The organism is Acinetobacter sp., assembly GCF_045628685.1.
Classification (GTDB): Bacteria; Pseudomonadota; Gammaproteobacteria; order Pseudomonadales; family Moraxellaceae; genus Acinetobacter.
The window spans coordinates 17,722-30,059 of sequence record NZ_JAZQPV010000058.1; the positions used below are offsets into that span (position 1 = coordinate 17,722).

General features: G+C 41.6%; 13 protein-coding genes and 2 pseudogenes. 8 read left to right on the forward strand and 7 right to left on the reverse strand.

All coding sequences use genetic code 11. The features are described from left to right. The first annotated feature begins 2 nt into the window (after positions 1–2). From bioA to bioD, 4 genes are read left to right on the forward strand one after another with little or no spacing between them, the layout of a single operon-like run. A complete protein-coding gene (gene bioA / locus ACKI4H_RS08510) occupies positions 3–1,298 on the forward strand; it encodes an adenosylmethionine--8-amino-7-oxononanoate transaminase (RefSeq protein WP_407305084.1) in 1,296 nt (431 codons plus the stop codon). After that, positions 1,295–2,452 carry an 8-amino-7-oxononanoate synthase gene (locus ACKI4H_RS08515; protein ID WP_407305085.1) on the forward strand — a complete coding sequence of 386 codons (1,158 nt, stop codon included), beginning with the start codon at positions 1,295–1,297 and terminating at the stop codon, positions 2,450–2,452. Before bioA ends, ACKI4H_RS08515 begins: the two co-directional genes overlap by 4 nt. Positions 2,453–2,458: 6 nt before the next feature. Beyond that, on the forward strand, positions 2,459–3,232 hold the full coding sequence (gene bioC / locus ACKI4H_RS08520) for a malonyl-ACP O-methyltransferase BioC (RefSeq protein ID WP_407305086.1): 774 nt from the start codon (positions 2,459–2,461) through the stop codon (positions 3,230–3,232). Beyond that, positions 3,229–3,876, forward strand: a complete 648-nt coding sequence (gene bioD, locus ACKI4H_RS08525) for a dethiobiotin synthase (protein ID WP_407305087.1) — start codon at positions 3,229–3,231, stop codon at positions 3,874–3,876. Before bioC ends, bioD begins: the two co-directional genes overlap by 4 nt. A 163-nt stretch (positions 3,877–4,039) precedes the next feature. On the opposite strand, the gene ACKI4H_RS08530 is transcribed toward bioD, so the two are convergent. Together ACKI4H_RS08530 and ACKI4H_RS08535 are read right to left on the reverse strand one after the other, a co-directional pair. Further along, positions 4,040–4,465 carry an ExbD/TolR family protein gene (locus ACKI4H_RS08530; RefSeq protein WP_407305089.1) on the reverse strand — a complete coding sequence of 142 codons (426 nt, stop codon included), beginning with the start codon at positions 4,463–4,465 and terminating at the stop codon, positions 4,040–4,042. 20 nt (positions 4,466–4,485) lie between these two features. After that, the gene (locus tag ACKI4H_RS08535) at positions 4,486–4,911 is read right to left on the reverse strand and encodes an ExbD/TolR family protein (RefSeq protein ID WP_407305091.1); all 426 of its coding nucleotides are present in this window, start codon (positions 4,909–4,911) and stop codon (positions 4,486–4,488) included. A 43-nt stretch (positions 4,912–4,954) separates the two neighbouring features. Between ACKI4H_RS08535 and ACKI4H_RS08540 the strand changes: the two are divergent. Next, a pseudogene (locus ACKI4H_RS08540) lies at positions 4,955–5,989 on the forward strand (ATP-binding cassette domain-containing protein); the annotation flags it as partial. Between the two features lie 68 nt (positions 5,990–6,057). On the opposite strand, the gene rluB reads toward ACKI4H_RS08540, so the two are convergent. The 3 genes from rluB to ACKI4H_RS08555 are packed head-to-tail and all read right to left on the reverse strand — an operon-like array spanning position 6,058 to position 8,623. Next, entirely contained in the window at positions 6,058–7,200 is a 1,143-nt protein-coding gene (gene rluB, locus ACKI4H_RS08545) for a 23S rRNA pseudouridine(2605) synthase RluB (protein ID WP_407305092.1), read from the reverse strand. Positions 7,201–7,241: 41 nt separating this feature from the next. Further along, positions 7,242–7,832 (reverse strand): SMC-Scp complex subunit ScpB, encoded by a 591-nt coding sequence (gene scpB, locus ACKI4H_RS08550; protein WP_407305093.1) that lies wholly within the window; start codon positions 7,830–7,832, stop codon positions 7,242–7,244. After that, a complete protein-coding gene (locus ACKI4H_RS08555) occupies positions 7,829–8,623 on the reverse strand; it encodes a segregation and condensation protein A (RefSeq protein ID WP_407305094.1) in 795 nt (264 codons plus the stop codon). Before ACKI4H_RS08555 ends, scpB begins: the two co-directional genes overlap by 4 nt. Positions 8,624–8,896: 273 nt before the next feature. Here ACKI4H_RS08555 and ACKI4H_RS08560 point away from each other — a divergent pair. Continuing rightward, a pseudogene (locus ACKI4H_RS08560) lies at positions 8,897–9,622 on the forward strand (GNAT family N-acetyltransferase). Positions 9,623–9,962: 340 nt separating this feature from the next. On the opposite strand, the gene ACKI4H_RS08565 reads toward ACKI4H_RS08560, so the two are convergent. Further along, positions 9,963–10,580: an L-threonylcarbamoyladenylate synthase gene (locus ACKI4H_RS08565; protein WP_407305097.1), complete on the reverse strand. Its 618-nt coding sequence runs from the start codon at positions 10,578–10,580 to the stop codon at positions 9,963–9,965. A gap of 84 nt (positions 10,581–10,664) precedes the next feature. Then, a complete protein-coding gene (locus tag ACKI4H_RS08570; RefSeq protein ID WP_407305098.1) occupies positions 10,665–11,327 on the reverse strand; it encodes an elongation factor P hydroxylase in 663 nt (220 codons plus the stop codon). Between the two features lie 97 nt (positions 11,328–11,424). On the opposite strand from ACKI4H_RS08570, the gene ACKI4H_RS08575 reads away from it, so the two are divergent. Together ACKI4H_RS08575 and rpmF are read left to right on the forward strand one after the other, a co-directional pair. Continuing rightward, positions 11,425–11,982: a DUF177 domain-containing protein gene (locus ACKI4H_RS08575; protein ID WP_131382668.1), complete on the forward strand. Its 558-nt coding sequence runs from the start codon at positions 11,425–11,427 to the stop codon at positions 11,980–11,982. Between the two features lie 75 nt (positions 11,983–12,057). Next, positions 12,058–12,243, forward strand: a complete 186-nt coding sequence (rpmF, locus tag ACKI4H_RS08580; protein ID WP_407305099.1) for a 50S ribosomal protein L32 — start codon at positions 12,058–12,060, stop codon at positions 12,241–12,243. The last annotated feature ends 95 nt before the right edge of the window (positions 12,244–12,338 follow it).

A 12,338-nucleotide genomic window follows, 5' to 3' on the forward strand; every position in this document is an offset into this window, starting at 1 on the left:
GGATGACCGAATTAACTGATCTAGAATTTGATCTTGAACATATCTGGCATCCTTATACCTCCATGACCAATCCATTGCCAACATTTAAAGTCAAAAAGGCTTATGGTGCAATCATCGAACTGGAAGATGGACGACAATTGATTGACGGGATGTCATCTTGGTGGTGCGCCATTCATGGTTATAATCATCCTGAGCTGAACAAGGCAGTAACGGATCAATTACAAAAGATGTCGCACATCATGTTTGGTGGATTTACCCATGATCCTGCGATTGAACTTGGCAAACTCCTGTTAAAAATTACCCCTTCGAGCCTGGATAAAATCTTTTATGCAGACTCAGGGTCGGTGGCTGTTGAAGTAGCGTTAAAGATGGCGGTACAGTTTTGGACTTCACAGGGGAAAAGTCAGAAGACCAATTTCGTGACGCCACGTTCTGGCTATCATGGTGATACCTGGAATGCGATGTCGGTCTGCGATCCCGTCACAGGCATGCATCAAATTTTTGGTTCCAGTCTACCGAATCGTTTCTTTGTTCCGGCACCACAAGTCGGTTTTTATGATGAATGGAATCAAGCAGATATTGCTGAATTAGAACAGGTCCTAAAAAATCATCACCAGACGATTGCGGGTTTGATTCTGGAGCCCATTGTACAAGGTGCGGGCGGGATGCGGTTTTATCATCCTGAATATTTACGCCAAGCCAAACTGCTCTGTGAACAATATCAGGTACTGTTAATTTTTGATGAAATTGCCACCGGTTTTGGGCGTACCGGCAAGCTGTTTGCTTGGGAACATGCACAAGTTGAACCGGATATTATGTGCATTGGTAAAGGATTAACTGGGGGCTATATGACGCTTTCGGCCACCTTAACCACCAGGCATGTTGCGCAGACCATTAGCCAAGGTGAGGCTGGTGTGTTCATGCATGGTCCAACCTTTATGGCCAATCCACTGGCATGTGCTGTTGCATTGAAAAGCACCGAAGTTTTATTGGCACAGGATTGGCAAGCCAATATTCAGCGGATTGAAAAACAGTTAGAACAACATTTACAACCGCTGTCACAACTGGATTATGTACAGGATGTGCGGGTACTGGGTGCCATTGGTGTGGTTGAACTGAGCTTTAATGTCGATATGAAAATCCTGCAACAACAGTTTGTTCAGCGCGGTATCTGGATTCGTCCATTTGGAAAACTGGTCTATGTGATGCCTCCATACGTGATTAGTGAGCAACAATTAAATACCTTGTTACAACAGTTAGTTGAAGTGGTTGAGCAGATGCAAGAGGTTTCAGCATGAACCTGTTGAATGACTATGCAGCAAAGCTGGATGAATTAAAGCAGCAGGGTAATCTACGCCAATTTACTTCCAATATTCAGCAAGGTCGTTATATCGAAATTAACAATCAGAAGATGCTCAATCTTTCATCCAATGATTATTTAGGCTTGGCATCTGATATTAAACTTCGTGAACAGTTTTTTGATGAAACCCCAAATCAACTGCGGATCATGAGTTCATCATCTTCACGTTTGTTGACCGGGAATTTTCCTGAATATGAACAACTGGAAGCAAGCTTAAGTCAGGCTTTTCAGGGGCGTGCTGCACTGTTATTTAACAGTGGTTATCACATGAATATCGGGATTTTACCTGCCTTAAGTGACAGTAAAACCTTAATTCTTGCAGACAAACTGGTACATGCCAGCATGATTGATGGCATCCGTTTATCAACAGCGAAGTATGTGCGATATCGTCATAATGACTTGAATCATCTGAGCCAACTTTTGCAAAACTACCATGTAGATGAAACATTCGATCGTATTATTGTGGTGACTGAATCCATTTTTAGCATGGATGGCGACGAAACCGATCTGGCTGAACTGGTTCGGATTAAAAAGCAATTTGCTAAAGTCATGCTGTATGTCGATGAAGCACATGCCATCGGTGTACGTGGTGAGCAGGGCTTGGGCTGCGCTGAGCAATATGGCGTGATTGATGATATTGATTTGCTGGTGGGGACTTTTGGTAAAGCATTGGCATCGGTCGGCGGTTATCTGATTTGCCATTCCATCATCCGTGAATACCTGATTAATAGCATGCGACCGCTGATTTTCAGTACCGCACAGCCACCGCTGTGTATGGCATGGACTGATTTTATTTTCCAAAAAGTGTTAACTTTAAAAAATGAGCGACAGCATTTAAACAATATCAGTCAGTCCTTGCAGCAAGTGGTTCTGAGCAAAGGCTTTGATTGTCCTTCTACTTCGCATATTGTGCCGGTGATTATTGGCGAGTCGCAAAAGACCGTGGATAAAGCCACGCAGCTGCAGCAGGCGGGTTTTTATATCATGCCGGTGCGTCCGCCTACAGTGCCGAAACACAGTTCAAGATTACGTATTTCACTGACCTCTCAAGTCAATCAGGCTGACCTTGAACAGCTTGTGGCATTGTTGTGAGTTTGCATGGTGAAGATTGATAAATCACAAGTCGCGCAGCGCTTCGAGAAAGCAGCGCAAAGCTATACCGAGCACGCAGTAGTGCAAAAACAGATTTGCCAGAATTTAACTGGGTTGATGCAAGAACACTTATCCAAAAACAGTCTAGATCGTGTTTTTGAAATCGGTTGTGGTTCGGGTAATTTAAGCCATTTGCTGATGCAGAATTTTCAAATCAAGCAACTGTTTTTAAATGACCTGTATCCAGAAGTTCAACAACATTTTTCTGAATCTAAAAAACTAGAATGGCTGATTGGCGATGTTGAACAACTGGATTTTCCTCAATCCCTTGACCTGATCGCGTCCAGTTCAGCTTTGCAATGGATCTGTGATCTAGATGCCATCTTTAAAAAATGCTCTGATGCTTTAACACAGCAAGGCTATTTGTGTATTTCGACCTTTGGTCAGCAGAACCTAAAAGAAATTAAGGCACTGACTGGACAGGGTCTGGATTATCTCAGTATTGAATCTATTCAGCAAAAGTTGATGCAGCAGAATTTTGAAATCCTGCATCTTTCAGAGAATATTGAAACCCTGACATTTTCAAATCCCAAAGACGTGCTGCAACATTTAAAAGCCACAGGCGTGACTGCAACTGCATCGCAGCATCGTTGGAGCAAACAGTCTTTGCAGCAGTTTTATCAAGATTATCAGCAATTTTCAGAACTTGATCAACGTGGTCAGCGACATTATCAGCTGAGCTATCATCCTATTTATTGCATTGCACGGAGCAAGCCATGACAGCACCCGTTTATTTTATCAGTGGTATTGATACCGGCATTGGCAAGACCTATACCACGGGTTATCTGGCAAAGTTATGGAATGCGCAGGGCAAAAAAACCATTACCCAAAAGTTGATTCAAACCGGCAATACCGATATTTCTGAAGATATCGAACAGCACCGTAAAATGATGCAGATGGGCTGGTTTCCTGAAGATGAAAGCAAACTGACGATGCCTGAGATTTTCACTTATCCCGCCTCGCCACATTTGGCGACCAAAATTGATGGTCGCGAAATTGATTTTCAGAAAATTGAAGATGCGACTCAGCAATTGGCTCATAAATATGATGTGGTTTTACTGGAAGGTGCAGGTGGTTTGATGGTGCCTTTAACCACAGAATTGCTGACGATTGATTATCTAGCTGAAAAGAAGTTTCCGGTGATTTTGGTCAGTTCAGGACGTTTAGGCAGTATTAATCATACTTTGCTGAGCTTGGAAGCTTTGAAAAGTCGTGGGTTAGAATTGTATGCATTAGCTTATAACCTAAATGATGAATCGCAAGATCAGCTTATTTCTAAAGACACTTCGGATTACTTAAAAGCGTATTTGGCGAAACATTTTCCACAAGCGCAGTGGGTGGATATTCCTGATCTTTCGGTTTAAAACAGGTGCAAGCAGCATAGAGATTTTCCCATGTTTAATTTCAAATGATGATCTACTTGGAATAACCCGTAATCACTTGATGTAAAGAGATATTCAGAAGATTAGAAAGTTATACACAATAAAAAATGCTAACAAAATTTTGTTAGCATTTTTTTAACAAGTATTAAGGGGTGTTGTTACTGATAATCCCAATTTTTGTAATATTCAGCCTTTGCGCTAAAGCCATCACCATGGCTACGTCCTTATATTCCGTCATTCGATCGGGTTTCAATTTGATTTGATCCTGATCTGATTTTGTAGAAACATTTTGGAACAACGCTTCTAAAGCTTGACGGTCCGCTATAGGTTGCTCATTCCAGAAAATTTTCCCTTGCGCATCTATACGCAAATCGACGCTTTCCGGTGGTTTATCGTTAACCTGCGGCGGCGGTGTGCCATTTGGCAAGTTTATGTTAATGGCATTGTTGGGAATCGGGATGGTAATAATGAACATAATCAAAAGTACCAGCATGACATCAATCAGCGGAGTCATATTGACATCGATTATTACGTCATCGTCATGTTTATTGGAACCTACATTCATACTCATAAGGGATTCCTTCTGCGCAATTAAGGTGAAACAGGAGGAGTGGTGACAAAAGCAATTTTGCCAATTCCTGCCTGTTGCGTTGCACTGATGACCCGATCAATCGCTTCATAATGAGTTAATTGATCACCGCGTATATGTACCTCTGGTTGAGGTCTTTTTTCTGCCTCTGCTTGCAGGCGAAGCAATAAGGTTTTTTTATCAGCCACGTACTTTTCATTCCAGAAAATATCCCCGGCACTGTTGACCGCCAACTGAATATTTTCAGGTGTAGTGACATAAGGCGTATTTTTCTCGTCAGGTAATTTTACTGGAACTGTATGTATGGCAACCGGGACCGTAATTAAAAAGATAATCAGCAGAACCAACATAATATCAACCAATGGAGTGGTATTAATGGTTCCAATTACATCATCATCGCTCTCATTTGAATTAGCCATCATTCCCATGATTGATACCTCTTGTTATTTTAGATCGCGATTGATTGGATTATTAATTGTGATGCGTAACGGTGAAATTCGCGAACAAGGATTCGCTTCTGATGTGTTGGAGCGACCAAAAGATATTTATACTCGCGCTCTGTTGCATTGTCGTCCTCAGTTGTCTAAGCGACCTTATCGTCTACCGATGATTAGTGATTTTATGCGACAAGAAGAAGGAGGTTTTATTGAAGATGTTAAAGTTTTGGATCCAACACAAATCGATCGACAACGTGGCTTAGTGGGTGGTGAAGAGATTATTCTGGACGTTCGAGGCTTAAAAAAATCTTTTTATAGCCGTAAAGGCTTATTTGGAAAAGATGAATTTCAAGCTGTTAAAGGCGTTTCATTTCAGCTGGCCAAAGGGAAGACTTTAGGACTAGTTGGAGAGTCTGGATCTGGTAAAACTACCATCGGTTTATTACTGATGCGCTTACAAGAGGCAACGGGTGGTAGGGCACTTTTTGAAGGGAAAGATATTCTTTCAATGAGTGAAAAAGAGTTTGCCAAATATCAGCGTAAAATTCAGATTATTTTCCAAAATCCTTACGCATCATTAAATCCACGTTTTACCGTGGGGCAAATTTTGCTGGAACCGATGCGTGTGCATAGCATTGGTAAAAATGACGAAGAACGTAAGAAAATAGCACTGGAATTACTAGAACGAGTCAGTTTGCCTGTTCAAGCCTTTGACCGTTATCCACATGAGTTTTCAGGAGGACAACGCCAGCGTATTGCGATTGCACGTTGTTTAACTTTAAAACCGGAAATTCTGATCTGTGATGAATCGGTGTCGGCACTGGATGTGTCGGTGCAGGCTCAAGTGCTGAATTTACTACAAGATTTACAGGATGAATTCGGACTTAGCTATATTTTTATTTCACATGATTTGTCTGTGGTGAAATATATTTCAGATCAGATCATGGTCATGAATCACGGTGATATTGTCGAGATTGCCAATTCAGATGAATTATATCAGTCACCCCAGCATGGATATACTAAGCAGTTACTAAATGCGATCCCCCAGGGTGCCTATCATCATGTGTAATTTATTTTTTTGAATAAACAAAAAAAGCCACTCATTTGAGTGGCTTTTCTTTTAAAGGCATTTAAGAATTAAAATTTCTTGAAGCCTTTATTCAAACCAAATGGTTTACGTTGTGCAAATTTATCTGTACCACGGTTTTGGTTTTCAAAAGTGTTGCCATTACGCTCAGTAGGCGCACGGTTGCCACGATCATCGCCACGTTGTTCTGAACGATCATTACGCGTGTTAAAACGGTTGTCGCTAGTGCCTTCTGTACGAACAGGACGATTATTGAAACGGTTGTCGCTGCGGTTATCAGCACGGCCATTTTCAGTGCCCGCTTGACGCTGGTCACGGCGCTGTTCCGGTTGAGCTTCACCTTCGTTATCGCGACGTTGCTGACGTAAATAACCACCACGACGTGCAGCCATTGGTTTTTCTTGCATACGTTCGTTACGACGTTTTGCCATACCGAATAGGCCAGTACCTTGACGCGGTTTCAACTCAACAGATTTGGTCAGGTTGTCGATATCGCCTTTATCAAGTTCCATCCAGCGACCCGTACGAAGTTCGCGAGGTAGAATTACAGTGCCATAACGGGTACGAAGCAAGCGGCTGACTTTAAGACCTTGAGATTCGAAAATACGACGAACTTCACGGTTACGACCTTCTTTTACCACCACTTGATACCAGCGGTTAATCCCTTCACCACCAATTTCAGAGAATGATTCAAACTTAGCTGGACCATCATCAAGAACCACGCCTTCAGTCATGTTCTTTTTGAGTTGTGGTGTTACTTCACCCATCACGCGTACAGCATATTCACGTTCAATTTCATTGGAAGGGTGCATTAGGCGATTTGCCAATTCACCATCGTTCGTGAACAATAAAAGACCGGTAGAGTTAATATCCAGACGACCCACCATCACCCAGCGATCACCAGGGATTGATGGTAGCTGTTCGAATACGGTCGGACGTGATTCAGGGTCATTGCGTGAACAAATTTCACCTTCTGGTTTGTAGTAAATCAGAACACGACGACGAATTTCGTCTTCAATCTGGAATTGGACTTTACGACCATCGATGCGAAGCTCATCACCTGGTTCAATGCGTTCACCCACTTGGGCAACGCGTCCGTTGATACTTACACGACCAGCGGCAATGACTTCTTCCATATAACGGCGAGAACCCAAACCAACGCGTGCAAGCACCTTTTGTAATTTTTCACTCATGACAGCATAACCTTAGAAATTATCATCAACAGTTCACCTATCTATGACTTCGGTGCGTGAGCATCGAGGGCCATAAAAGCTTCCTTGGCATCCTGCAGGGGAGGCAATTGACCTAAAGACGACAGGCCAAATGCATTTAAAAATTGTGGCGTTGTAACTAACAACGCGGGTCTTCCAGGGAGTTCTCTGAATCCGGACTCTTTAATCCAGTTCCAGTCAAACAAAGATCTTAGTATTTGACTATTGTTAGAAACCCCACGAATCTGTTCAATATCTGCTCGGGTTACGGGTTGATGGTAAGCAATCACAGCAACAGTTTCGAGCAGGGTTGGCGACAAGCGAGTTGGTCGCTCTGGCCAAACCTGGGTAATGATATTGCGATATTTAGCACGAACCTGAAAACGGAAACCTTGTGCAGTTTCCACCAGTTCGATTGATCTGCCATGTTGTAGCATAGCAAGTTGTTGCAAGAACTGACGCAATTCTTGTTGAGTATATAGATTTTGGAACGCTTCTTTTAAACGTGCAAGTGAAACCGCAGCTTCACTGGCAAAAATAATCGCTTCCAGTTGCATTAAAACTTCATGTTGGTTATCTAGAACAGATAGAGCTAAGGCTTGATCATCAATCATGCTTGTACTCCTTGAATCGCAAGTGGCGCTTCAATGCCTGTTGCAATAATATTCACTTTTTGTTGGCGTGTAAGTTCTAAAATGGCCATAAAGGTGACCACCATACCCAGACGCCCTTGACTCGGTTTCAGCAAGGCTTTGAAATGTAGGATTTCACCTGACTGTAAGCGGCTTTCAATAAAGGCAATGCGCTCTTCAAGCAGTACAGGTTCTTGCTGAATTTGATGGATCACCGGTTCTGGTCGATTAAACACGCAAAATAAGGCATCGCGTAACAGACAAATATCATAGCCTTCGTTGTTTTGGGCAATCTGACCGAGGCTTACATTGGTGGGGAAGGTGTCGCGTTCTAAAACGGGCATTTGACTCAAACGTTCAGCCGCCTGTTTCACCCGTAAATACGTTTCCAGACGGTCAATCAGTTGTTGTTTTGGATCTTTTTCAATCACAATGGATGAGTTTGTTTTTGGTAGCAGTAAGCGTGATTTAAGATCGGCCAATAACGCCGCCATCACCATATAATCTGCCGTTAATTCAATATTGAGAGACTTCATTGCATCCATATAGGATAAATACTGGGCTGCAATTGGGGCAATATCAAGTTGTAATAAGTCGAAACCGCTTTTTTGAATCAGGTAAATCAGAAAGTCGAGTGGTCCTTCGAAATGCTCTAAAAGAATTTCGAATGCAGCAGGAGGAATATACAAATCCTCTGGAATTGATTCTTGCCACTCATCCATGATTCGGATGGGTGAAGCTTGCTCCATAGGATTATGGATCGGTTGATTCATTACAGTTATAGGCCACGCGAATTTTCAAAGGCATGAAGATGCTATTTCAGATCAGCTTTAAGGATAGGTGCTGGATGATGAGAAAAAGCACATAATTAATCTGCGTAGTCTAAAGGAAAATGGAGTTCAAATAAATTACAAAAGTGAACAAATGACAAAAAAACCTAAAATAAATAGGGTATTTTTATTTAACTGAAAAAAATGCACTTGATGTCCTTATTTGATCTGTATTTTAGATCAAAATAAAATCAATAGAACGCAATGTAATCAGCGATGAAAAATTATCAAAAAGTGCAAGAAAATGAATATGGTCAAATGATTGGGATTCCAGTATCTAATCTCTTAGCTGTGCATCTTTTGGCATAAAATCTATATGGAAACAGTACGACACTACATGATTTGTCTGCAACCACACCGAGTGAAGAGCATTTTAAGCAAATTTGGCCATGTGTAAAAACCGAAGTGGATCGCAGCTGGAACTATTTACCTTATTCTGGTTTTGAAACTGAAGATGAATTATGAAGCGCTTTAAAGAATCATTTTGGTTTTAATAGAGCAACCCATTATTTAATTGAAGTGAACCACGCTATGGTGGGATGGGTGGGCTTAATTAATCAATGTCCTGCGGATCAGGTCATAGAAATTGGTAACGTTTATTTTTCGCATCAGTTGAAACAGTCTACCGCCTCGACTGAAGTGGTTTATCTATTATTGAAAGCGTGTTTTGAGCAAGGCTTTCGTCGGGTGGAATGGAAATGTGATGAATTGAATCAGCCATCAAAACGTGCGGCTTTGCGCTTTGGCTTTCAGTATGAAGGAACCTTTCGTCAACATCGTATAGCAAAAGGTCGAAACCGCAATACGGCATGGTTTTCAATTTTAGATGAGGAATGGCCTAAATTAGAAAAGGCATATCTGGCTTGGCTAAAAGCAGATAATTTTGATATTGATGGGCAGCAGATAAAGAAATTAAAAGACTTTATCGATTTATGTAAATAAGCGCTTGGCTTATTTCAGTTGTCCCGTATTTATTGCAAATTCAACAATACGTTGCGATGTATCGTAAATGCTACATTTTGATGCATACATTGTGCTAATAATTTATCGACAATGAAAACGTCCAGAAAGTATTATAAAACCTTATTTTCGATACTGATCATTTTTGCATTCTCCGAACTGGAAAGGACTTGAGCCTCGGATTCGAATGTCTAGGGACGCTCGGCATAAATGCTATCGTGTGCAGAGAATTGCTGAATATTGACTAAGACATGAAATAAGTCCATTTAATTCCTCTCCAATCTCTATCTTTATTTTTAAATACAGTCCAAAAAATAAGCCCTTATTCAAAAGCGCTTACATCTCCAACACCGCGACGGATCACTTCGGGATGATCACCGGATAAGTCAACAATACTGGTGGTGTTTAAAATACCTAAACCCCCATCAATAAATACATCGATACGTTTACCCAGCTCCATTTCAATATCATAAGGATCATCTAAAGGATCTTTGTGATCGGGGAGAATCAGGGTGCTGGTTAAAAGCGGTTCACCCAATTCTTTCAGTAACATCCGACAAATCGGGTTACTGGGAATGCGAAGTCCAATGGTTTTCTTTTTCGGGTGCATCAAACGTTTAGGCACTTCGCTGGTGGCAGGTAATATAAAGGTGGTCACAGCGGGAGTGTTACTTTTCAGCAACCGATACATGGCGTTGTCCACTTTGGCATAAGTGGCAATGTCGGATAAGTCACAACACAGAATCGCATATTGATGTTTTGGTCCCAAGCCACGAATCTGGGCAATCCGTTCCATGGCATTTTTATTCCCGATCTGGCAACCAATCGCATAAGCAGCATCGGTCGGGTAAACCACTACATCGCCTGCACGAATACGTTCTACCGCCTGCGTGATCAAACGCGGTTGAGGGTTATCAGGATGTACTCTTAAATGAAGCATATTTATTCTCTCCCGACTTATTTTTAGACATTATCTGTTGAATTTACAAAGTCTTGCAATTAAGCTTTGATGATTTTATGTAATTCAACCTAACATTTCGCGTCGAAACTCATCACTTTGTAATGTTTTGCCACTTCTTGTGTAGGCACAGATACACTGAATCAAGTGTGCAGCATCACGCGGAAGTTTGGCTTCTCCATTAAAATATCGCTGAACTTGAGCATAAACATTGTCTTTAAATGTCGCGCCATCACCGCCATCACCGGTTAAATTATCCAGAGATACACGAAATTTTCGACCAAAAGCTTGAGAAAAAAGCCATTCAATCGCTTGCGGTTTAATTTCCACCTGTTCAAATAATGCCTGTTGCTCGGCAGTTCGACCATCAGGTGCATACCAGTAACCTAAATCTGCCAGTAAGCGTCTTTTGTCGCCAGCAATACTCCAGTGACTGATTTCATGTAATGCACTATTAAAGAAACCGTGCGCAAACTGAATTCGGGCAGGGAGGTCTGTGGTTGCTGGAAAATATTCAGGTTCAAAATCACCACGTACAAGCATCACATTTAAGTGGGAAAACCAGTGATTAAAGTGTAATATAAGCCAATCTACTTGTTGAACTTCTGTTTGCAAATTAGCCCAAGGTGAGAGTTGCACATGGTCTAAATAAACCGCAGAATTTGAGGTTGAATGAGTGGTTAACCGTAATGAAGTGGTGACTTCAGGTTGCGGCTGCAACTGATGCATGACTTGTATTACCCAAATGATCTGTCTAAATAAGTACAAAATTGTATCTTAATCTTTGACAGAGTACCCATGAATTTGTAGAATTGCCGCCTTAATTATGTCAGCAAATACCTTTCCGGCACAGATTGAGCCGTTTAAATGGGCTGAGCAAGGCTTTACATGGTCAGGTACCCTGCCATTGTCTCGCTTTGTTCGTATTTCCCGTGAAGCTGTTGGATCAATTGATGATCAATTGATTAACATAGACTGTAAACTATCAATGGATGCGTATCATCGTATCGTATGGTTAGATGGTCATGTTGAAACGAAAGTCCCAATGGAATGTCAGCGTTGTCTGCAGACCGTTGAAATTCCTCTCGTTTCAGACTTTCATTTAGCGCTTGTGGATGATGAATCACTGATAGAGCGCTTGGATGAGGATGCTGATTTCATCGTCTTAGGTGAAGGTGAAGCAACGACAAAAGGTAGCATTGATGCGCCTGCGTCGGCTGATTTACTCGCGCTGATAGAAGATGAATTGTTATTGTTGATGCCATTGTCTCCCAAGCATGAAGTTTGTGTACATAAGCATCAACCCGCCGATGAAGACATTGCCGAAGAAAAACGGGATAATCCGTTTGATGTTTTGGCAGGTTTGAAGGGCAAACTTAACTAATTTTGTGTTATACTGTAAAGTATAAGACAACTGAATTTGTTCTGATCCATTTTTCGATCTTTGTAAGGAGCCATCATGGCCGTTCAGCAAAACCGTAAAAGTCGCTCTCGCCGTGACATGCGCCGTTCACATGACGCTTTAACCGAGAATGCATTAACTATAGACCAAACATCTGGTGAAATTCACCGTCGTCACCACGTGACTAAAGATGGTATCTACCGTGGTCGTCAATTATTCGCTAAAGCAGCTGCTGCTGAATAATTGGTGATGTATTAAGCGTCAAGCTTAGTAGAAAAAATGGGAGCGAAAGCTCCCTTTTTTTGTTGCTGTTTTTTGTTGTATTTGGCAATTACCAA